Origin of the sequence: Sphingomonas oligophenolica, assembly GCF_006438955.1 — a bacterium.
GTDB lineage: Bacteria > Pseudomonadota > Alphaproteobacteria > Sphingomonadales > Sphingomonadaceae > Sphingomonas > Sphingomonas oligophenolica_A.
In genome coordinates this window covers 50,279-71,682 of sequence record NZ_RCZK01000005.1, presented here as the reverse complement: position 1 = coordinate 71,682, position 21,404 = coordinate 50,279, and the positions used below count along the sequence as shown (strand labels likewise).

The following is a 21,404-nucleotide window of genomic DNA, read 5'->3' as shown; positions in this document are numbered from 1 at the left end:
ATCACGCCTGGAATACCGCCTTGATCCCCGAATGGATCATCATCGCGACCCGCGCCGCGTCCCAGTTGGTCAGGCGAATGCAGCCATGGCTTTCGGCGCGCCCGATCGTCTCGGGATTGGGCGTGCCGTGGATGCCGTAATGCTCCTTCGACAAGTCCATCCACACCACCCCGACCGGCCCGTTCGGCCCCGGCGGCAGCATCGCGCCCTTGGCGGTCTTGCTCGCGTCCCAGAACAGCGCGGGATTGTACCGGAACTTGGGATTATAGTCGTTGCCGTTGATTTTCCACGTGCCGAGCGGCAGCGGATCGTGGCTCGATCCCATCGTCGCCGAAAATTGCGCGATCAGCTTGTCGTTGGCGTCCATCATCCGCAGCACGCCGTCCGATTTGTCGACGACGATATGGTCCGCCTTGGGCTGGTTCGAATCGACGTTGAGCGTCGTCAACGTCTGCTTCCATTGCGGGTCGAGCGACGAGTCATAATTCTGCGCCTGCGGCAGCGCGTTCGGCACCACGATCTTGCTGCCCGGCGCCAACCGCGTGGTCGGGCTGTTGAGCTCGAGCAGCACCGCCGGGGTGGTGTGGAACATCTCCGCCAATTTTTCCATCGGACTCTTGTAGCCCAATGTCGCAAGCTGCGCCTGTTCCTGCGGATCCTTGGGGAACGGCTTAGTATAGGGGCCAGCAAGCATCGCGGGCGTCAGCGTCACCTCCGCCTCGGGACGGAGAGCGCGATACGGATAGAGCGCCTGAAGCGTCCGGATATCGGCCTTGCCGGTGATGGGCAGCCCCTTGGCTTCCTGAAATCCCTTCAGCGCCGCGACCAGCGACTGCCCCTGACGCCCATCGAGCACACCGGGACCGAACCCAAGATGATCGAGAATCACCTGCACATGAAGCGTGTTGCGATCGAGCCCGGCGGCCGCTGGGGTCGTCGATGGCTTGGGCGATTGAGCCGCCACCGTAAGTGGCAATGTCATCGCCAGAACGGTCGCTAGCTTTACTGATGTTCGCATGTGTTTGGATCCTCTCACTGATACGCGTGGAGGCAGAACGGACGGGCGCGCCTTTGTTTCCTCCGCGCAATGATCGCGCCGACCGGAAGCGATCGCCGACATCAAAAGGGCGTCGGAATCGCCGACGCCCCTTTTCCCCTAGCCGACGTGCGCGACTTCAGGCCGCGTCGTCGGCAGCCTTCTTCTTTTCGGCATAGACGCGGATCGGTTCCTTGCGGCCCTCGATCACGTCCTTGTCGATCATCACCTCGTCGACCCCGTCCATTCCGGGCAGGTCGAACATCGTGTCGAGCAGGATGCTCTCGAGAATCGATCGCAGGCCCCGCGCGCCGGTCTTGCGCTCGATCGCCTTCTTGGCGACCTGGACGAGCGCGTCGTCGGTAAAGCCGAGGTCGACATCCTCCATCTCGAACAGCTTCTGGTATTGCTTGACCAGCGCGTTCTTGGGCTCGCTGAGGATTTTTACTAGCGCGTCGATGTCGAGATCCTCGAGCGTCGCGATCACCGGCAAACGACCGACGAATTCGGGGATGAGGCCAAACTTCAGCAGATCCTCGGGCTCGGTCTGGCGGAGCATTTCGCCCGTCCGGCGTTCCTCGGGCGCGGCGACATACGCGCCGAAGCCGATCGACTTGCCCTGCAGGCGATCACCGATGATCTTCTCGAGCCCGTTGAACGCGCCGCCGCAAATGAACAGGATGTTGGTCGTGTCGACCTGGAGGAATTCCTGCTGCGGATGCTTGCGCCCGCCCTGCGGTGGAACGCTCGCGGTGGTGCCTTCCATCAGCTTGAGCAGCGCCTGCTGAACGCCCTCGCCCGACACGTCGCGTGTGATCGAGGGGTTCTCCGCCTTGCGGCTGATCTTGTCGATCTCGTCGATATAGACGATCCCGCGCTGCGCGCGCTCGACGTTGTAATCCGACGCCTGGAGCAGTTTCAGGATGATGTTCTCGACATCCTCGCCGACGTAACCGGCTTCGGTCAGCGTCGTCGCGTCCGCCATCGTGAACGGCACGTCGAGAATCCGCGCCAGCGTCTGCGCCAGCAGCGTCTTGCCGCACCCGGTCGGCCCGACGAGCAGGATGTTCGACTTGGCAAGCTCGACATCGGCACCCTTGGCGCCATGGTTGAGCCGCTTGTAATGATTGTGCACCGCCACCGACAGGACGCGCTTCGCGCGCACCTGGCCGATGACATAATCGTCGAGGACGTCGCAGATTTCCTGCGGGGTCGGCACGCCGCCGTCCTTCTTGCTCACCAGCGCGGATTTGGTCTCCTCGCGGATGATGTCGTTGCACAGCTCGACACACTCGTCGCAGATGAAGACGGTCGGACCCGCAATCAGCTTGCGTACCTCATGCTGCGATTTGCCGCAGAACGAGCAATAGAGGGTGCTCTTCGAGTCGCCACCGCTCAGTTTCGTCATTCAATCCATCCTTCGCACGGGGGCACACCCCGCTTCCTGGCCGAACATCGTAGCCCGGTCGTTACGCAAACTACAATCGACAAACGTCACTAACGCCATCGGCTCGGCGTACGCCGATGGCGCTTCGTGGCGGTCAGGCCGGCTTGCCGGTATCCTCGGTCGGTGCCGGGCGCTTGTCGAATACCTCGTCGATCAGCCCGAATTCCTTGGCCTCGTTCGACGACATGAACTTGTCGCGGTCCATCGCCTTCTCGATCTCCTCGATCGGCTTGCCGGTGTAATGCGCGTAGAGCTCGTTCATCCGCGCCCTGATCCGCAGGATCTCGCGCGCCTGAATTTCGATGTCGCTCGCCATGCCCTGCGCCCCGCCCGACGGCTGGTGGATCATGATCCGCGAATTGGTCATCGCAACGCGCATCCCCGGCTCGCCCGCCGCCAGCAGGAAGCTCCCCATCGACGCCGCCTGCCCCAGGCACACCGTGCCGACGCGCGGGCGAATATATTGCATCGTGTCGTGGATCGCCATGCCCGCCGTGACGACACCGCCCGGCGAGTTGATATACATGAAAATGTCCTTCTTCGGGTTCTCGGACTCGAGGAAGAGCAGCTGCGCAGTGATCAGGCTCGCCATTCCGTCCTCGACCCCGCCGGTCACGAACACGATGCGTTCGCGCAACAGGCGGCTGAAGATGTCGAACGAGCGTTCGCCGCGGTTCGACTGTTCGATGACGATCGGCACCAGACCGTTCTGGGTCTGCTGCAAGCCGACGCCGGCAGTGGCCAGCGGACTCGCGAAATCGCCGGTCTCGAACGGATTATGCATGGGGGTGGAACTCTCTTATGCCCTTGGAACCGCCAACATCGGCGCTACCCGAAACGAGTTCAAGCCCCCGCCGCCCAGTCCCCCACCGTCCGCTCCCGCGACGGCGCGCGATGGCTCAGATACGCCAGCCGCCGCACCTCGCGCCGCCCGCGCACCACCGTATCGAGGATCAGCCCTGTGAAGAAACACAACGCCGCGATGATCACCAGTCCCGTCGCCAGGATCGCGGTGGGGAACCGCGGCACCAGGTGCGTCTGCATATAGGTGATCGCCAGCGGCACCGCGAGCACGCACGCAACCACGCCGAGCAGCGCACCGATCGCGCCGAAGAACAGCAGCGGTCGTTCGATCCGATACAGCGTCATGATCGTCCGCAGGATCCGCCAGCCGTCGCCATAGGTGTTCAGCTTCGACGTCGACCCCTCGGGACGCGCGAAATACGGGGTTTCCACCTCGGCGCACGGCATCTTGAGTTCGAGCGCATGGACGCTGATTTCGGTCTCGATCTCGAACCCCGCCGACAGCGAGGGAAAGCTCTTCACGAACCGGCGCGAGAATACGCGATAGCCCGACAGGATGTCGGTGAAGCTGCGCCCGAACAGCCGCGCCAACATCCCCGTCAGCAGTGCGTTGCCGAACCGGTGCCCGCGCCGATAGCTTTCCTGCGCCTGGCTGATCCGGCTGCCGACGATCATGTCGAACTGCTCGTCGATCAACTGCGCGACGAGCCGCGGCGCCGAGGCCGCGTCATAGGTCGCATCGCCATCGGCCATGATATAGATGTCGGCGTCGACATCGGCGAACATCCGCCGCACCACCGCGCCCTTGCCCTGAATCCGCTCGCGCCGCACGATCGCGCCCGCGGCTCGTGCGACCTCGATCGTGCGATCGGTCGAATTATTGTCGTACACATAGACGACGGCGCCCGGCAGCGCGGCGCGGAACCCCGCCACCGTCTGCGCGATCGCCGCCTCTTCGTTATAGCTGGGCAGCAGCACGGCGATCGTCGGTTCGGTCATGGTACGGCCTCTTAGCGCGGAACCCCTAACATCCCCACTTCGTCACCCCGGACTTGTTCCGGGGTCCATCGTGCCGCGACTCAAACGGCGGGTGCGTCCGCCGCCCGATGGATGCCGGAACACGTCCGGCATGACGGATAAGAAGATCCTACGCCTTGGTTTTCGTCGCCTTCTTCGCCGCAGGCTTCTTGGCGGGCGCCTTCTTGGGCTTCTCTCCCGCGCCTTCGGCCTGCTCCGCCGCGACCGGCGAGGATTCGGTCACCGCGGTCTCGGCTTCGACCGGCGCACCCTTCTTGGCGGCGGGCTTCTTGGCCGCCGGCTTGGCCGCCGCGGGTGCCTTCTCGTCCGCGGCCCCGGCATTCGCGCCCTTGGCCGCTGGCTTCTTCTTCGCGGTCGCCGCTTCATCCCCATCGGCGGGTTCGGCGGCAGCCTGCTTGGCCGAGGCCTTCTTCGCGGCGGCCTTCTTCTTCGGCTTGTGGTTGTCGTGATCGTGGCTGTGCGTGCCGGTCGAGAAGCCCTCTTCGCTCTCGATCGCGGCTTCCAGTTCCTCGCGGGTCGCCTCGCGGTCGGTGACCGCGGCCTTCTCGAACAGGAAATCGACGACCTTGTCCTCGTACAGCGGCGCGCGCAGTTGCGCGGCGGCCATCGGGTCCTGCTGGACGTACTGGACGAAGCGCTGACGATCCTCGGGGCCGTATTGCTGCGCGGCCTGCGCGATCAGCCGCTGCATTTCCTGGCTGCTGACCTCGACGCCGTTCGCCTGGCCGATCTCGGACAGCAACAGCCCCAAACGGACGCGCCGTTCGGCGATCTTGCGGTAATCGTCGCGCTCGGATTCCATTTCCTTCAGCGCCGCGTCGGGGTCTTCCTCGTGCGTCGCCTCATGTTCCAGCTGCTGCCAGATCTGCGCGAATTCGGCCTCGACCATCGACGGCGGCACTTCGAAATCATGCCCCTCGGCCAGCTGGTCGAGCAGCTTGCGCTTCATGTGCGTGCGGGTGAGCCCGTTATGCTCCTGCTCGATCTGGCCCTTCAACAGCCCGGTCAGCTGCTCCAGGCTCTCGAGCCCCAGGTTCTTGGCGAGGTCTTCGTTGATCTCGCTCGTGCCCGCGGTCTGGACCGACTTGACGGTAATATCGAACGTCGCGGGCTGCCCGGCGAGGTTTTCCGCGCCATAATCCGCGGGGAAGGTCACGTTGAGCACCTTCTCCTCGCCGGTCTTCACGCCGACCAGCTGGTCCTCGAACCCCGGGATCAACCGACCCGATCCCAGCTCGACGCCCATGTCCTCGCCGGTGCCGCCCTCGAACGCGACGCCGTCGGCGGTCTTGCCGATGGAATCGACGGTGACGAGGTCACCCATCTTCGCCTTGTACGTCGCCTTGGTGTCGTTCCAGCTCTTCTGCTGGTCGGCGAACTTCTGCAATTGCTCGGTCACCGCATCGTCGGCGACCGGCACGGTCAGCCGCTCGAGCGTGAGCGAATCGATCGACGGCGTCGGGATCGTCGGGAGCACTTCGAGCTCGACCTTGACCTCGGCATCCTTGCCCGGCGCATAGCCGTCGGTCAGTTCGACCGAGGGCTGCATCGCGGGGCGGAGCTGCTGCTCGGCCATCAGGCCCTGGACGCCTTCCTGGATCGCCGAATTCAGCGCGTCCTGCGCCAGTGCCTCGCCGTGCATCTTGCGGACCAGGTTGGCGGGCACCTTGCCGGGGCGAAAGCCGGGCATCTTGATCTGGGGGGCGACGCGCTTCACCTCGGCATCGACCTTCTGGTCGATGTCCTTGGCGGTGATGGTCAGCGTGTAGGCGCGCTTGAGGCCCTCGTTCAACGTCTCGACAGTCTGCATTTCAGGCCTTTTTGGTCTGGAGAAATCTCTTGGCGTCCATCCCCCCGCGAACGACGGGACTGGTGCGGGCGAAGGGACTCGAACCCCCACATCTTGCGATGGCAGGACCTAAACCTGCTGCGTCTACCAGTTCCGCCACGCCCGCATCGAGGACACCGCCGCTCGGGCTCCCTGCAAAAACCGATTGCCGGGATCCCTTTGGCGCGCGTCTATACCAGCCGGGCGCTCTGGAGCAAGCGGCGAGGCAACTCCAGCGAAAACCGCGCGTTGGGCGGAAAGAAGGAGACAGACCCGTGGCCACCCAACCGCCCCCCGAAACCCCCGTCCAGCCAGCCCAGCCGGTGCAGCCCAGTGCGCCGCCCCCCGAATTCAACCCGCCGAGCCCGGATTTCGACCAGCCCTCCCCCGGTACGCCAGCGGGCGATCCCGGCACCCAGCAACCCGCCGAAATCTGAAAGGTGATCATGACCGATACCAGCCACGCAGGAACCGATCCCAACACGCGACCCATCGACCGCGACGAAGACCAGCGCAGCGACATCGAACAAAAGGTCGCGTCGCGCGCCGACGCGGTCGCACGCGGCGAAGGCGGCCCTGAGCCGGAAACGCTGACTGATCCCGGCATGCCCGATGGTGTCGGCGGCACCGGCGGCGTCACCAAGAACCAGGGTCGCGACGCGCAATAACGATGGCTGACAGGCGCGTGACACCACGGCACGCGCCCGTTTGCATAAGCACGTTACTTTGGGGTCACCGAAAAATCGAAGATCCGCGACATCGTCGCCCCCGCACTATAAGCTCCAAACCCGCCGCCGGTTGTCGTCGAATACACGAACCCATATTCACCGGGTTCAAGATCGGCCTGCGGCGTCACTTCGAACACCCCGGGACGCACATCGACATAAGTCAGCGCGATCCGCTGGTTGTCCTGCACCCCCGACTTGGCGCCCGCGATGTTGAACGATCCGACCGCGGCTTCGCGGCGATCCTTCTTCACCTTGAACTTGACGAGCGAGAATTCGCTCGGCGACGTGATCGCCGCGCCCGGCCCCGCCAGCCAGAAATTCCCCGACGCGCCGTTTGATAGGCTCGCCCCGGCCTGGTCGAAATAGAAATAGAATGTTGGTCTCGGCGCGGCGGTGACGACCCGCGCCGAATTGCCGGGGATCACCGTGTTGATCTTCATCTTGGCGATGCCGCCGGTCAACGCATAGCCCAGAAAACCGCCAGTCTTGGTCTGATTGGCGCTGGTGGCATCGATCCGGATCATCTTGGCGGGCGTCTGGTTTCCGAGCAGATAGATACCCGACGCGTGCGGCGCGCGCGGATTGGGCGAATCACTGGCCCCCATCGCCAACGCGGACACGTTCGATCCCGATCCCGCCTCGATCATCGCCGCGATCACGCCGTCGGACACGCCGGCCTTTTTCAGCTCGACCAGTTTGGTCGCGCTCGTATCGAAACTGCTGGGCGATGCCTTGATCTTCGCCACCACGGTCTGTTCGCCCAGTCCCGCGGCGATCAGCGACGTGACGGATTCGTTGGTCAATACTTCCTGCGCCAGCACCGATGTCGATACCGTCAGCGCCAGGCACAGCGCCGCAACCTTCACGATTTTCATAAACACCCCCCAGTGACTTCGATTTGGCCAGCGTATCGGCTCGTAATACTTTCGGCAATCGGGTCGCCACCGATGGCGGTTACTGTCCTGGCATTAACCGCCGCGCGCTGATCAGCGTCACCGCTTCTTCGGGCACCTCGCCCCTGAACGATCCGCGCTGGGTCTTGGTCGGCGACACAGGCGCATCGAAAATCGTGAGGACGGTGTCCATCCCATCGACGACATGCGCGAACGCCGCATAGCCCAGATTGTCGCCAGGCTTGGCGGGATCGGCGTCTAGATAGCGCTGGTCACCCAGGCTGATCGTGAAATCGCCGCGTGCAGTCCCCGGTTCGAACCGGGCGACCGACAGGGTGCCGTCGGTATGCGACAGGCCGGTCAGCGTCGTCGGTTCATGCTTGATCGGCGGCAGCACCCGCTTGGGATCGTTGTCGACCCCGAACTGGACGAACCCGAACCGGTCGCCGACCTTGACGGTGCGATAGAATTTCACCCCGTCGAGCCGCTTCTCGTCGACGTATTTCAAGAAATTGGCGGCGGTGATCGGCGCCTTCACCACCTCGACCGCGACGGTAAAATCGCCCGCGCTGGTGTGGATCGCGACCCGCGGCAGCGACGGATCGACCGGCGGCGTGGCAACCTGCGCTGCGGCGGGCACCGCGATGAGCGTCAGCAGCATCGCGGCGAGCCAAGTCATGCGGCAAGCGCCTTCTTGAGCAATGCGTTGACCACCGCGGGGTTGGCCTTGCCCCCCATTGCCTTCATCGTCTGCCCGACGAAGAAACCGAACAAGGCCTCCTTGCCACCACGATATTGTTCGAGCTGGTTCGGGTTCTTGGCCATCACCTCGGCGATCACCGCCTCGATCGCGCCGGTATCGCTGGTCTGCTTGAGCCCACGATCCTCGACGATTTTGGCGGGCGACTCGCCGGTCTCGAGCATCACCTCGAACACCTGCTTGGCGAGGCTGCCCGACAGCGTCCCGTCGGCGACCAGCGCGAGCAGTTCGGCGGCCTGCGCGGGGCCGACCGGCGAATCGGTGATGTCGCGCCCCGTCCGGTTCAGCGCGCCGAACAATTCGGACGTCGTCCAGTTCGCCGCCGCGACCGGTGGTGCGCCCGCGTCGAGCAGCGTATCGAACCAGCGCGCCGCCTCGACCTCCGCGGTCAGCACCCCCGCCTGATACGGCGCGATCCCGAGTGATTCGAAGCGGTGCCGCTTGGCGTCGGGCAGTTCGGGCAGCGACGCGCGGCATTCCGCGAGAAATGCGTCGTCGAGTTCGAGCGGTAACAGATCGGGATCGGGGAAATAGCGATAATCATGCGCGTCTTCCTTCGACCGCATCGATCGCGTCTCGTTGCGATCGGGATCGTAGAGGCGGGTTTCCTGGACGATCCGGCCGCCCGATTCGAGCACTTCGACCTGGCGCCTGGCTTCCTGTTCGATCACCGCCATCACGAAGCGGACCGAATTGACGTTCTTGGTTTCGGTCCGCGTGCCGAGTTCGTCACCGGGCTTACGCACGCTGACGTTGACGTCGGCGCGCATCGATCCCTCTTCCATATTGCCGTCGCAACTGCCGACATAGCGCAGAATCGCGCGCAGCTTCCGGACGTAAGCCCCTGCTTCCGCAGGCGATCGCATGTCGGGACGGCTGACGATCTCCATCAGCGCCACCCCCGACCGGTTGAGGTCGACATAGCTGCGCGTCGGATGCTGATCGTGCATCAGCTTGCCCGCATCCTGCTCGACGTGGATCCGCTCGACCCCGATCACCTTCGTCGCGCCGTCAGGGTTCTTCTCGTCGAGACTGACCTCGATCGATCCCTCGCCGACCAGCGGGTGGTAAAGCTGGCTGATCTGATAACCTTGCGGCAGATCGGCGTAGAAATAATTCTTCCGGTCGAACCGCGACCATGTGTTGATCTGCGCATCGATCGCCATCCCGGTGCGCACCGCCTGGCGGATGCATTCGCGGTTGGGCACCGGCAGCATGCCGGGCATCGCCGCATCGACGAGGCTGACCTGCGTGTTGGGCTCCGCGCCGAACGTCGTCGACGCGCCCGAAAACAGCTTGGCGTTGGAGGTGACCTGCGCGTGGACCTCGAGGCCGATCACGACCTCCCATTCGCCGGTGTCGCCCTGGATACGATAGTCGCTCATCTTACCACCATGCCTCCGGCCGCGCGACGAACCCGGCGCGCTCTTCGATCGCCAGCCCCGCATTCAGCACGCCCTGTTCGTCGAGCGGTCGACCGATCAGGTGCAGTCCCAGCGGCAACCCGTGTTTGTCGAGCCCGCCTGGCACGCTCATCGCGGGCAGCCCGGCCAGGCTCGACGGCACCGTGAACACGTCGTTCATGTACATCGCGAGCGGATCGTCGCTCTTTTCGCCCAGCGCGAACGCGGCGGACGGCGCGGTCGGCGTCAGGATCACGTCGCATTGCTCAAACGCGCGTTCGAAATCACGCGCGATCAGCGTACGAATTTTCGACGCTTGCGTGAAATACGCATCGTAAAACCCTGCAGATAAAACATAAGTGCCGATCATGATCCGCCGCTTGACCTCTTCGCCGAAGCCGTCGGCGCGGGTCGCGGCATACATGTCCTGCAACCCTGCCCCCTCGGGCAGGTCGCGCAGCCCGTACCGGACGCCGTCGTACCGTGCGAGGTTCGACGAGGCTTCGGCGGGCGCGATGATATAATAGGCGGGCAGCGCATATTTGGTGTGCGGCAACGACACGTCGACGATCTCGGCCCCCGCATCGCGTAGCCAGTCGATCCCGCGCTGCCACAACGCGTCGATCTCCTCGGGCGTGCCATCGATCCGATATTCTTTGGGAATACCGACCCGCAGGCCATTGAGATTGCTCGACAGGCCATGTTCCCATTTCGGGACGTCGAGCTTCAGCGAGGTTGCATCCTTCGCATCGAACCCGGCCATCGCCGCGAGCATGATCGCGCAATCGCGCACGTCGCGCGCCATCGGTCCCGCCTGGTCGAGGCTCGACGCGAACGCGATCGTCCCCCAGCGCGAACAGCGGCCATAGGTCGGCTTGATCCCGCTGATCCCGGTGAACGCGGCGGGCTGGCGGATCGACCCGCCGGTGTCGGTGCCGGTAGCGCCCGGACACAGCCGCGCCGAGACCGCCACTGCGCTGCCCCCCGACGACCCGCCCGGCGCGAGGTCGGCGTTGCTGCCGCCGCTGCGCCGCCACGGCGAGATCACATTGCCGAACGCGCTGGTCTCGTTCGACGATCCCATCGCAAACTGGTCCATGTTGAGCTTGCCGAGCATCCCCGCGCCCGCATCCCACAGATTCTGGCTGATCGTGCTGTCGTAGGTCGGGGTAAAGCCCGCCAGGATATCGCTCCCCGCGGTGGTCGGCACGCCCGCGGTGCAGAACAGGTCCTTCATTCCGATCGGCACGCCCGCGAGCGGCTTCAGCACCTCGCCCGCCGCGCGCGCCGCGTCGGCGTCCTTGGCCGCGGCGAGCGCGTGATTCGGGGTCTCGACCAGAAACGCATTGAGCGCCTTGGCGCGCGCGACCTTGACGACGAACGCGTCAGCCACTTCCACCGCGGAAAAGCTTCCCGCTCGCACGCCGTCGCGGATCGCGGCGATGCCGAGGTCAGTCAGGTCGGTCATCATTCGATCACCTTGGGCACGGTAAAGAACCCGTGCTCGCCTTGCGGCGCGTTGGACATGAGTTGGTCGCGCTTGCCGCCGCCGGTCAGCGGGTCGGCGTCGACCACATCGTCGCGGAGCCGCAGCGTGTTGGGGATCACCGCTGTCATCGGCTCGACCCCGCTGGTGTCGACCTCGCCCAGTTGCTCGATCCAGCCGAGGATGTTGTCGAGTTCGGGCGCGATCCGCGCGGCGTCCTCATCGGTGATCGCGATCCGGGCCAAGCTCGCGATCTTCTTTACGGTGGTGGTGTCTACGGACATGGCGGAGCGGCTAGCACCGCGCGCTCCGCCCGCGCAACGGCTTTGGTGCCACCATGCCGCACGATTGCATTCGCTGCAGCCGTGCGGCACGGGCAGCGCGCCTGCCGGTGCAGGCCCCCTGACGCGACGAAGGATGATCGAGTGGCGCGCAAATTCCTTTATGTCATGGCGGCACTTGTCGTGCTCGCGATCGCCGGGATGTTCGCCTATCGGATCTGGGGCGTCGACATGATGCGGATCGCGATGACCCCGGGCGAGGCGTTCCAGGCGCAGCCGTCGCTCGCGAGCAAGGCGTATGACGACCCAAAGATGTGGCTCGCGCGCCCCGAGCTGGCGACCGATCCGGCGCGATGGACCCCGGCGGGCTATCATCGCGGCCACCGCGGGACGGGCGCCGCGATCTTCTTCATCCACCCCACCTCCTACCTCAACCGCGCGCACTGGAACGCGCCGCTCGACGATGTCGAGGCGAACGACCGCGCCGCGTTGTTCCTGCGTGCGCAGGCGAGCGCGTTCAACGCGTCGGGGGATATCTGGGCACCGCGCTATCGCCAGGCGACGTTCGGCGCGTTCCTGACCAGCGCGGCCGACGCCGACCGGGCGCTCGCGCTGGCGTATCGCGACGTCGCCGCCGCGTTCGATGCCTTCCTGCGCCAGGTCGGCCCGACACGCCCGATCATCCTCGCCGGGCATAGCCAGGGCAGCATCCACCTGATCCGCCTGCTCCGCGACCGCATCGCGACCGACACCGCGCTCAGAAAACGCATCGTCGCGGCGTATGTGGTCGGCTGGCCGATCTCGCGCCGCACCGATCTGCCCGCGCTCGGCCTGCCCGAATGCACCGCCGCCGATCAGGCGGGTTGCATCCTGTCGTGGCAGAGCTTCGCGACGCCCGCCGACCCGTCGCTGATCCTCGACAAATATGATGCGTCGACCGGGTTCGATGGCCAGCCGCGCCGCGACGCCCCGATGGTCTGCACCAACCCGCTGACCGGAACCGCCGATGCCGCCGCGCCCGCGACCGCCAATCTCGGCACGCTGTTCCCCGCCAAGGACCTCGCGACCGCCGACATCCGCCCGGGTCAGGTCCCGGCGACCTGCGGCCCCCGCGGTTTTCTGCTGATCGGCGATCCCCCTGACGTCGGTGCCTATGTGCTGCCCGGCAACAACTACCACGTCTACGATTACAGCCTGTTCTGGGCCAATGTCCGCACCGATGCCGCGCGGCGGCTGGCCGCGTTCACCGCGCGATGATCACCGCCGACCGCGCCGTGTTCCGCGCTGCCCTCCCGAACGCAGGGCGATTGATCGGGCTCGATCTCGGCACCAAGACGATCGGCACCGCGCTGTGCGATGCGGGGTGGAGCTTCGCGAGCCCCGCCGACCTCATCCGCCGTACCAAATTTCAGCAGGACAAGACCGCGCTCGCCGCCTTGATCGCGCGCCAGCAGGTCGCGGGCATCGTCCTCGGCCTGCCTCTCAATCTCGATGGCAGCGAAAGCCCGCGCAGCCAGTCGACCCGCGCCTTCGCCAGGAATATCGAGGATCTTGGCGCGATCCTCCTGTGGGACGAACGCTGGTCGACCGTCGCGGTCGAACGCACGATGATCGAACAGGACATGAGCCGCGCCAAGCGCGCGACACGGATCGACAACCTCGCCGCCGCCCACATCCTCCAGGCCGCGATCGACGCGCTGGTCGGCGTCTGACGCTTGCCCCCTGCCCTGCGCCGCACTAACCAGCGGCTTTAATGCCAGCCTCCGATCATCGTCCCGCGGCCCTCATCGATGGCGGCGCGGTTTTTCCGCACCGGCATCTCACCGGAATCGACGGCCTCCAGCCGCATGAGATCATGTTCCTGCTCGACGAGGCCGAACGCTGGGTCGATGCCAATCGCGCGCACGCCACCCCTGACAAGCGGCTTGATGGCCTGACCCAGATCAACGCTTTCTTCGAAAATTCGACCCGCACGTTGCTGAGTTTCGAGATCGCGGGCAAACGCCTCGGCGCCGACGTCGTCAACATGCACGCCGCGCAGAGTTCGGTAAAGAAGGGCGAAACGCTGATCGACACCGCGCAGGTGCTCAACGCGATGCGCGCCGACATCATCGTCATCCGCCACATGGCGAGCGGAGCGGTGCGGCTGATCGCGGACAAGGTCGATTGCGCGGTGCTGAACGCGGGCGACGGGCGCCACGAACATCCGACCCAGGCACTGCTCGACGCGCTGACGATCCGCCGCCGCCGCGGGTCGGTCGCGGGGCAACGCGTCGTGATCTGCGGCGACCTGCTCCACAGCCGCGTCGCGCGCTCGAACATCCTGGCGCTCACCGCGCTCGCCGCCGAGGTCCGCGTCTGCGCGCCCTCGACGCTGATGCCCGCAGAGGTCGAGCGGATGGGCGTCACCCCCTTCACCGATTTCGACCGCGCGCTGGTCGGTGCGGACGTCGTCATGATGCTGCGCGTCCAGAACGAACGGATGACCGGCGGCTACATCCCCTCGAGCCGCGAATTCCGGCTGCGCTACGGGCTGACCGCCGATCGGCTCGCGCGACTGCCCGACGCGCTGGTGATGCATCCCGGCCCGATGAACCGCGGGGTCGAGATCGATTCGGCCGTCGCCGACGGCGCGCAATCCGCGATCACCGAACAGGTCGAAATGGGGGTCGCGGTGCGGATGGCGTGCCTCGATGTGCTGACCCGCCGCGCGCGCCGCGTCGAAGGCTGGGCATGAAACTGCGCTTCACCAACGCGCGCATCGTCTGCCCCGACACCGGGGTACGCGACGGCGACCTGTTCGTCGACGACGGCGTCATCGTCGATTCGCTCGATGATGCGGATACGATCGACTGCCGCGGCAAGACGCTCGCCCCCGGCATCATCGACTTCGGCGTCGCGACCGTCGACGCCGCCGCGTGTCGCGCGGGCGGGATCGTCCGCGTCGCGCTGATGCCCGACGGCGTGCCCGTCCTCGACGACCCCGGCATCGTCCAGCGTGTCGCGCTGATGGGCAAGCCCGACCTGTGGATCCATCCGATCGCCGCCGCGACCCGCGGGCTCGACGGGCGCGATCTCGCCGAAATGGCGATCTGCTGTTCGGCGGGCGCGAAGGCGGTCGGCACCGGGCGGCACTGGATCGCCGATTCGGGGGTGATGGCGCGCGTCCTCGCCTATGCCCACGACCTCGACATCGCGGTCGTGACCCATGCCGAGGATGGCGGCATGACCGCGGGCGCGGTCGCGACCGACGGCGAGACCGCGACCCGGCTCGGCCTCCCCAGCGCGCCCGCGACCGCCGAGGCACTCGCGATCGCACGCGACCTGATGCTTGCCGAGGCCGCTGACGCGCGGCTCCACATCCGCCAGGTCACGACCAAAGCCGGGTTGGATCTCGTCCGCGCCGCCAAGCGCCGCGGCGTCCGCGTCACCTGCGGGATCACGCCCGCGCACCTCCACCTCTCCGACATCGCGATGAGCGATTTCCGCACCTTCGCGCATCTGTCGCCGCCGTTGCGCGCCGAATCGGATCGCCGGGCCGCGATCGCCGCGATCGCCGACGGCACGATCGACGTCATCGCCTCGGGGCACGATCCGCGCGGGCCGGAGGAAAAACGCCTCCCCTTTGCCGACTCGTCGCCGGGGATGGCGGGCGCGGAAACGCTGCTCGCGCTGTCGCTGATGCTGGTGCGCGACGGCCAGGTGTCGCTCGACCGCCTGTTCGCGCTGCTGGCGCGTAATCCGGCTAGCGTGCTCGGCCTCGAATCGGGAACGCTGCGCACCGGGATGCCCGCCGACTTGCTGCTGTTCGATTCCGCCGCGCCGTGGCGAATCGACGGCGAGCGGTTCGCCGCCGCGGGCAACACGCCGTTCGACGGCCTTCCCGTCGAAGGCCGCGTGCTCAGGCTATGGAAGGGCGGCCGCGAAATCCGCGCGGCCTAGCCGCTAGCGCACGACCGTTCGCCCTGAGCCTCTCGGGTTCCCATGAAAGTATTACTTTCACGGGGCCGGATCGAAGGGCATGAGTCTCACCGTGCTTCGACAAGCTCAGCACGAACGGAATTAGGTAATGCCATCGCGCGTTAGCGCGACGCGACCTGCGTGTTCTTCGGCGCCAGCCATTGCGCGATCCTGTCGCCCGCATCCTTGCGGACGAAGCAGTTGCCGCCCTTGGCACGCACCATCCGACACAGCCGATCCGCATCGGCGCGTGCGAACCCGCCGACCGACAGCCGATAGAACGACCCCGCCTTCGACGTGAAATTCATCCCCGTCGGATTAAGATCGCCGAGCGCGGCGTAGCGCCGCTGGATCCGCCCCCATCCGTCGTGCGCCACCGCCGCGTTGTCATAAGCCCCGAACTGGACGAACCATTCGCCCTTCGCCCATTCGGTTTTGGGCGCAACCACCGCCACGGGGGTCGCGACCTTGACGGCGGCGACCGCGACCTTGGTCGCGCGGGCATCGGCGCGGATCAGCCGCACCGGCAGCGCCTGGACGACTTCATGCGACGGACCGAACACCACGCTCGTCGGCGCGCTCACCGGCGCCACCGCCGCGACCATCTCGGGCGCAGCGGCCGGTTCCGGCTGGGACACCTCGGCCACCGCGACCGGCGCGACCGCGACCCCCATCGGCACCGACGCGTTGAGCGCCAGCGCCATCGGCTGCCCCTGATCCGCCACCGGCGTCACCCGGAGCAGCGAGGCGACCTGATCGGACGCGCGCTGCGGCTGCGCGAAGGTCGCCCATTGCGCCAGTCGGGCATCGACATCCGCAGGCGACATATCGACCGCGGCAGTAACCCGCGCGGCGTTCCAATTCCCCGCGAGCGCGAAGCTCAGCGCCAGATTCTGCCGCAGCTTGGCATCGGACTGATCGGACCGCGCCGCCTGGGTCAGGATCGCGACCCCGCCCGCGGGGTTACCCGCCAGCGCCAGCGCCAGGCCGAGGTCGCCGACCGGAATGTCGGTCGCGTGATCGTCGAGCGTCTTGCGGGCGGTCGCCCAGTCGCCCGCGGCGGTTTCGGCCAGCGCCAGGTTCAGCGCCGCCTTGCCGACCACCGCGTGATCGTCGGGCACCAGCTCGAGCACGTCCGAATAGGCCTGGCGTGCCGACACGAAGCGTCCGGCTTGAAGGTAGCTTTGTGCCAGGATCATCCGATACCCCGCATCGCGCGGGCTGAGCTGGACCGCGGCCTCGGCGTAGCGAACCGCGTCGGCGGCATCGTGCTTGCCGAGCGCCTTGTCGGCCTTGGCCGCATTCACCGCGGCTTGCTGGTCGGCAACCGCCACGCTGCGATCACTCGCCGAGGCGATGCCCTGCCCGCCCCCGGCGGTACAGCCCACCATCGTGCCGCCAACGATCAGGGCGGACAGCCCCAGCGATACGGTCATGCGTGTCTTCATCGGATGTCTCCCCCTCGTCACCGTGTACGGCCCGGTGTGGCCTTGGGCAGTTGCGCGACCAGCGTCGCGACTTCGGGTACGGAATCGATCAGCGCATCGAGCGCCTGCGTCACCAGATCCTGCGCCGACCGGTTGGTCAGCGCGCTCGCGAGCCGCAGCTTGAGGTGACGCGTCGCATCGACGCGCAGCGTGAACGCGGCCTTCGCCTGATGCTCGGTTTCCTTGCGCAACCGCGTCGCGGTCGGAACCGAAACGCTGCGTTCGACCGACGGTGCCTCGATCGTCGCCTTCAGCGCCTCGCGCTCGACGAGCACCGGCGGCACCGGCAACGCAGCTTCGACGACATGATTGTTGGTCGGCTCAGGACTGCGGACCGGTTCAGGGCTGCGGGCCGGTTCGGCGCGCGGCAGGTCGACGCGGGTCGGCGCAATCGATGGCGTGTCGAGCGGGAGCGCGTCGTTCTGCCCCATGTCGTTCCAGCCGAGGTCGTCGAGGCCCTGGTTGACCCCACCGAAGCCGCCGAAGCCCTGGCTGCGCATCGCGGGGCGCGCATGGCCCTTGCTGGCGAGCAGGCCCGACGACAGCGATGCGAATGGTTTGGCGTTGGGGGTCATGTCAGCCTCCCACCACGCGACGACCGAAGCCGCCGCCCGCGGGACGCGCGCCGAAGCCGGGTACCGCGGTCGGCACGCTGAACACGGTGCGGCGGAAATTCTTTTCGAGTCGGTCGGCGATATACTCCCACAGCGCCACCACCTCGCGGGCGGATTTGCTGTTGGCGTCGCATTCCATCACGGTGCGGCCGTCGATCATCGACGCCGCGAAATCGGTCCGCTGGTGCAGCGTGATCGGCGCGACGGTGCCGTGCTGCGACAGCGCGACCGCGGCATCGCTGGTGATCCGCGCCTTGGGCGTCGCGGCGTTGACGACGAAGATCAGCGGCTTGCCCGCGCGTTCGCACAGGTCGACTGTCGCGCCCACCGCGCGCAGATCGTGCGGGCTGGGGCGGGTCGGCACCACGATCAGTTCGGCGACGTTGATCACGCTCTGGATCGCCATCGTGATCGCGGGCGGGGTATCGATCACCGCGAGCTTGAACCCCTGCTGACGCAGCACTTCCAGATCGGCGGCGAGCCGCGCGACCGTGGTCTGGCCGAATGCGGGATAATCGTCGGTGCGCTCGTTCCACCAATCGGCCAAGCTGCCCTGGGGATCGATGTCGATCAGCACGACAGGGCCATGCCCCGCCCGCTGTGCCTGCACGGCGAGGTGCCCGGACAAGGTGGTCTTGCCCGAACCGCCCTTCTGCGATGCCAACGCTAATACGCGCATAGGTCCCCGACACTCCTCTGTTCGCGACAGGGATTGCCATGCTCAAGGCTAAGAACCGGTTAACGTGGTCGCGTGCTGCGCCGGGTTCCGTTAAGCTGGCGGTCACGCGCCTGCTGGCATCGGGTCGCGCAGGACCGGGCAATGCTATGGGGTATGATGATGCGTAACCTGTTTCGACTGGCGACGGTGGTGGCGGTGCTGGTAGCGGCACCCGCCGCAGCGCAGAATGTGAAGACCGGGGTCGATGCTTGGACCCGCGGCGATTACCGGGCGGCGGTCGATCAGTGGCGCGGCCCCGCGCTGGCGGGAGATGCCGATGCGCAATATAACCTCGGCCAGGCTTATAAGCTCGGCCGCGGCGTGCCGGTCGATCCCGGGCTCGCCGAAAGCTGGTTCCGCAAGGCGGCGCTGCAAGGACATCTCCAGGCCGAAGACAATTACGGCCTCGCGCTGTTTACCGCGGGCAAGAAGGCCGACGCGGTGCCATGGCTCGACAAGTCAATCGCGCGCGGCGAACCCCGCGCCCAGCTCGTGCTCGGGACGATGCTCTTCAACGGCGACGGGGTGCCGCGCGATTATCCGCGCGCCTATGCACTGATGACCCGCGCCTCGCAGCAGGGCATGACCTCGGCCTCCGAAACGCTCGCGCAGATGGACCAGTATATCTCGGCGCAGGATCGCCAACAGGGGATCGCAATGGCGCAGCAGATGGCGGCGCAGGCGAAGCCGTTGATCGTGTCGCCCCCAACGCGCGACAGCGCGGCAAAGACGCCGCACGCCGTCGCGACGACTCCCTTGCCCCCGTCGCGACCGGCGCGCGTGCCCGCGCCCGAACGGCTGCCCCGCACCTCGGGCCCCGCGGTCGTTCGCGCGCCGACGCCGGAACCGACGCCACCCGCCCGCACCCGCGGCTCGTGGCGGGTCCAGCTCGGCGCGTTCAGCAGCCAGGGCAATGCCGAAACCCGATGGTCGCAGGTAGGCGGCAAACTCCGCGGCGCGCAGCCCTATTATGTCCGGGCGGGCAAGATCGTGCGGTTGCAGGCCGGTGGTTTCGCCTCCAAGGCCGAAGCACAGCGCGCCTGCTCGGCCAGCGGCGTCAGCTGCGTCGTGGTGGCGCCGTAAGCGGGTGCCTGCGAAGGCGGGCGGGTTGAGTTAGTCCACCCACTCGCGCCGCGCGTACCCCTGCGCGTAGAGCAACACCGACAGGTCGCCGTGATCGATCCGCGCCCCCGCCGCCGCCGCGACGATCGGCTTGGCGTGATACGCGACGCCCAGCCCCGCCGCAGCGATCATCTTGAGGTCATTCGCGCCATCGCCCACCGCCAGCGTCGCCGACGAGTCGATCCCGCGCGCCGCCATCGCCGCGCGGAACGTCGCCAGCTTGGCATCGGCGCCGACGATCGGTTTCGCGACCATCCCGGTCAGCGTGCCCCCCTCGACCAGCAGCCGGTTCGCGATGGCGCGATCGAACCCGATGTCCGCCGCCACCGGATCGGCGAAGCGGGTGAACCCGCCCGACACTAGCGCGGCATAGCCTCCGTTCGCGCGCATCGTACCGACCAGCGCCTTCGCGCCCGGCATGATCGTCACGCGCTCGGCAAGGCAGCGTTCGATCACCGCCTCGTCGAGCCCGGCCAGCAACGCGACCCGCGCGTCGAGCGCCGCCTCGAAATCGAGCTCGCCGCGCATCGCCGCCGCGGTGATCGCGGTGATCTGCGGCTTGATCCCCGCATAATCCGCGAGTTCGTCGATACATTCGACCGTGATCATCGTCGAATCCATGTCCGCGATCAGCAGTGCCTTGCGGCGACCGTCGCGCGGCTGGACGATGACGTCGGTGGCGGGCAGTGCGCCCTCCAGCACGCGCCGCGCCGCCGCCGGATCGACCGCGAACGCGATATCCGCCGCAACGCCCGTGTCGATCCACCTCGATCCGCCCGGCGCGCACCCCGCCGCGGCCAGCCGATCGCGCGCCGCCGAAATATCCCCGTCGCGCAGGGTTGCTGCTATCAGCGTCGCCGTGAACACTGCGTCCTCCAAACCCGATGCCAAACCCGGCCTCGCGCTCATCGCAGGGCCGACCGCGAGCGGCAAGTCCGCGCTCGCGATCCGCCTCGCCGAGCGCCACGGCGGCGTGATCGTCAACGCCGACGCGAGCCAGGTCTATGCCGATCTCCGCATCCTCACCGCCCGCCCTTCAGCCGCCGACGAAGCCCGCGTCCCGCACCGCCTGTTCGGCGATGTCGACGCCGCCGAGACCGGCTATTCTGCGGCATGCTGGGCCGCTGAGGCCAAGGCAGCGATCGCCGCCGTCCACGCCGCGGGCCAGCTCCCCATCCTGGTCGGCGGCACCGGCCTGTATCTGCGCACGCTGATCGACGGCATCGCCCCCGTCCCCGCGATCGATCCCGCGATCCGCACCGCGGTCCGCGCGCTGCCCGTCGCCGACGCGCACGCCGCGCTGAAACGCGAAGACCCGCCCGCCGCCGCGCGGCTTGCCGCCGCCGACACCACCCGCGTCGCGCGCGCGCTCGAGGTCGTCCGCTCGACCGGACGCGCGCTCGCCGACTGGCACCTGAAACTGAGCGGCGGCATCGGTGATAGCGTGACGCTGACCGCCGCGATCCTGCTGCCCGATCGCTTCCCGCTGTTCGACCGGATCGACGCGCGCACCGACGCGATGCTGGCAGGCGGGGCGCTCGACGAGGTCGCGGCACTGCTGGCGCGCGACGACGTCCCTCCTAGCGCCGCGATCCGCCGCGCGATCGGCGTTCCCGCGCTCGCCGCCTATCTCGCTGGCGACACAACGCTCGCCAAGGCGCGCGACCGGATCGCGCTCGACACCCGGCGCTACGCCAAGCGCCAATATACCTGGTTTCGCAATCAACCACCCGAGGACTGGACGATCCTAACCGAATCTGATGATATAAGCGCGTATTTTGTAACTAAATTACGTTAGC

22 protein-coding genes and 1 tRNA gene are annotated in these 21,404 nt (G+C 66.9%); 8 read left to right on the top strand and 15 right to left on the bottom strand.

Features of this window, described 5'->3' with window-relative positions; translation table 11 throughout:
• Position 1: 1 nt before the first annotated feature.
• The 6 genes from EAH84_RS07735 to EAH84_RS07710 form a co-directional block, all read right to left on the bottom strand.
• Positions 2-1,018, bottom strand: a complete 1,017-nt coding sequence (locus EAH84_RS07735; RefSeq protein ID WP_140870225.1) for a L,D-transpeptidase family protein — start codon at positions 1,016-1,018, stop codon at positions 2-4.
• Positions 1,019-1,175: 157 nt separating this feature from the next.
• Positions 1,176-2,444 carry an ATP-dependent Clp protease ATP-binding subunit ClpX gene (clpX, locus tag EAH84_RS07730; RefSeq protein WP_140870222.1) on the bottom strand — a complete coding sequence of 423 codons (1,269 nt, stop codon included), beginning with the start codon at positions 2,442-2,444 and terminating at the stop codon, positions 1,176-1,178.
• A 133-nt stretch (positions 2,445-2,577) separates the two neighbouring features.
• A complete protein-coding gene (gene clpP, locus EAH84_RS07725) occupies positions 2,578-3,267 on the bottom strand; it encodes an ATP-dependent Clp endopeptidase proteolytic subunit ClpP (RefSeq protein ID WP_140870219.1) in 690 nt (229 codons plus the stop codon).
• 59 nt (positions 3,268-3,326) lie between these two features.
• A complete protein-coding gene (locus EAH84_RS07720) occupies positions 3,327-4,286 on the bottom strand; it encodes a glycosyltransferase family 2 protein (protein ID WP_140870216.1) in 960 nt (319 codons plus the stop codon).
• 148 nt (positions 4,287-4,434) lie between these two features.
• On the bottom strand, positions 4,435-6,135 hold the full coding sequence (gene tig / locus EAH84_RS07715) for a trigger factor (protein ID WP_140870213.1): 1,701 nt from the start codon (positions 6,133-6,135) through the stop codon (positions 4,435-4,437).
• A gap of 60 nt (positions 6,136-6,195) precedes the next feature.
• Positions 6,196-6,280 (bottom strand) — tRNA-Leu (locus tag EAH84_RS07710).
• 148 nt (positions 6,281-6,428) lie between these two features.
• On the opposite strand from EAH84_RS07710, the gene EAH84_RS16080 reads away from it, so the two are divergent.
• Entirely contained in the window at positions 6,429-6,590 is a 162-nt protein-coding gene (locus EAH84_RS16080) for a hypothetical protein (protein WP_170209849.1), read from the top strand.
• Between the two features lie 9 nt (positions 6,591-6,599).
• Positions 6,600-6,821: a hypothetical protein gene (locus tag EAH84_RS07705; RefSeq protein ID WP_140870210.1), complete on the top strand. Its 222-nt coding sequence runs from the start codon at positions 6,600-6,602 to the stop codon at positions 6,819-6,821.
• A gap of 53 nt (positions 6,822-6,874) precedes the next feature.
• Here EAH84_RS07705 and EAH84_RS07700 read toward each other — a convergent pair whose 3' ends face one another.
• The 5 genes from EAH84_RS07700 to gatC all read right to left on the bottom strand — a co-directional run bounded on the left by EAH84_RS07700 (position 6,875) and on the right by gatC (position 11,707).
• Positions 6,875-7,756 carry a hypothetical protein gene (locus EAH84_RS07700; RefSeq protein ID WP_140870207.1) on the bottom strand — a complete coding sequence of 294 codons (882 nt, stop codon included), beginning with the start codon at positions 7,754-7,756 and terminating at the stop codon, positions 6,875-6,877.
• A gap of 79 nt (positions 7,757-7,835) precedes the next feature.
• The gene (locus tag EAH84_RS07695) at positions 7,836-8,453 is read right to left on the bottom strand and encodes a peptidylprolyl isomerase (protein ID WP_194150375.1); all 618 of its coding nucleotides are present in this window, start codon (positions 8,451-8,453) and stop codon (positions 7,836-7,838) included.
• Positions 8,450-9,919, bottom strand: coding sequence for an Asp-tRNA(Asn)/Glu-tRNA(Gln) amidotransferase subunit GatB (gatB, locus tag EAH84_RS07690; RefSeq protein ID WP_140870204.1), 1,470 nt, complete (start codon positions 9,917-9,919; stop codon positions 8,450-8,452). Before gatB ends, EAH84_RS07695 begins: the two co-directional genes overlap by 4 nt.
• Before the next feature lies 1 nt (position 9,920).
• Positions 9,921-11,405, bottom strand: coding sequence for an Asp-tRNA(Asn)/Glu-tRNA(Gln) amidotransferase subunit GatA (gene gatA, locus EAH84_RS07685; RefSeq protein ID WP_140870201.1), 1,485 nt, complete (start codon positions 11,403-11,405; stop codon positions 9,921-9,923).
• The gene (gene gatC / locus EAH84_RS07680) at positions 11,405-11,707 is read right to left on the bottom strand and encodes an Asp-tRNA(Asn)/Glu-tRNA(Gln) amidotransferase subunit GatC (RefSeq protein WP_140870198.1); all 303 of its coding nucleotides are present in this window, start codon (positions 11,705-11,707) and stop codon (positions 11,405-11,407) included. The genes gatA and gatC overlap by 1 nt, the downstream gene beginning before the upstream one ends.
• A gap of 141 nt (positions 11,708-11,848) precedes the next feature.
• Here gatC and EAH84_RS07675 point away from each other — a divergent pair, with 141 nt between their 5' ends.
• The 4 genes from EAH84_RS07675 to EAH84_RS07660 are packed head-to-tail and all read left to right on the top strand — an operon-like array spanning position 11,849 to position 15,646.
• Complete coding sequence (locus tag EAH84_RS07675; protein WP_140870195.1) at positions 11,849-12,961, top strand: DUF3089 domain-containing protein; 1,113 nt, start codon at positions 11,849-11,851, stop codon at positions 12,959-12,961.
• Entirely contained in the window at positions 12,958-13,416 is a 459-nt protein-coding gene (gene ruvX / locus EAH84_RS07670) for a Holliday junction resolvase RuvX (RefSeq protein ID WP_140870192.1), read from the top strand. Before EAH84_RS07675 ends, ruvX begins: the two co-directional genes overlap by 4 nt.
• Before the next feature lie 41 nt (positions 13,417-13,457).
• Positions 13,458-14,441 (top strand): aspartate carbamoyltransferase catalytic subunit, encoded by a 984-nt coding sequence (locus EAH84_RS07665; RefSeq protein WP_140870189.1) that lies wholly within the window; start codon positions 13,458-13,460, stop codon positions 14,439-14,441.
• Positions 14,438-15,646, top strand: coding sequence for a dihydroorotase (locus EAH84_RS07660; RefSeq protein WP_140870186.1), 1,209 nt, complete (start codon positions 14,438-14,440; stop codon positions 15,644-15,646). The genes EAH84_RS07665 and EAH84_RS07660 overlap by 4 nt, the downstream gene beginning before the upstream one ends.
• 140 nt (positions 15,647-15,786) lie before the next feature.
• On the opposite strand, the gene EAH84_RS07655 is transcribed toward EAH84_RS07660, so the two are convergent.
• Genes EAH84_RS07655 through EAH84_RS07645 form a run of 3 tightly spaced genes read right to left on the bottom strand, consistent with a single transcriptional unit; the run spans position 15,787 to position 18,444 of the window.
• Positions 15,787-17,112, bottom strand: coding sequence for an SPOR domain-containing protein (locus EAH84_RS07655; protein WP_140870183.1), 1,326 nt, complete (start codon positions 17,110-17,112; stop codon positions 15,787-15,789).
• Positions 17,113-17,129: 17 nt separating this feature from the next.
• The gene (locus tag EAH84_RS07650) at positions 17,130-17,726 is read right to left on the bottom strand and encodes a hypothetical protein (protein ID WP_140870180.1); all 597 of its coding nucleotides are present in this window, start codon (positions 17,724-17,726) and stop codon (positions 17,130-17,132) included.
• Between the two features lies 1 nt (position 17,727).
• Entirely contained in the window at positions 17,728-18,444 is a 717-nt protein-coding gene (locus EAH84_RS07645) for a ParA family protein (protein WP_140870177.1), read from the bottom strand.
• Positions 18,445-18,603: 159 nt separating this feature from the next.
• Between EAH84_RS07645 and EAH84_RS07640 the strand changes: the two genes are divergently transcribed.
• Complete coding sequence (locus EAH84_RS07640) at positions 18,604-19,566, top strand: SPOR domain-containing protein (protein ID WP_140870174.1); 963 nt, start codon at positions 18,604-18,606, stop codon at positions 19,564-19,566.
• Positions 19,567-19,596: 30 nt separating this feature from the next.
• On the opposite strand, the gene serB is transcribed toward EAH84_RS07640, so the two are convergent.
• Complete coding sequence (gene serB, locus EAH84_RS07635) at positions 19,597-20,472, bottom strand: phosphoserine phosphatase SerB (protein WP_140870171.1); 876 nt, start codon at positions 20,470-20,472, stop codon at positions 19,597-19,599.
• Here serB and miaA point away from each other — a divergent pair.
• On the top strand, positions 20,465-21,403 hold the full coding sequence (gene miaA / locus EAH84_RS07630) for a tRNA (adenosine(37)-N6)-dimethylallyltransferase MiaA (RefSeq protein WP_140870168.1): 939 nt from the start codon (positions 20,465-20,467) through the stop codon (positions 21,401-21,403). The two genes, serB and miaA, sit on opposite strands and share 8 nt — an antisense overlap.
• Position 21,404 lies beyond the last annotated feature (1 nt).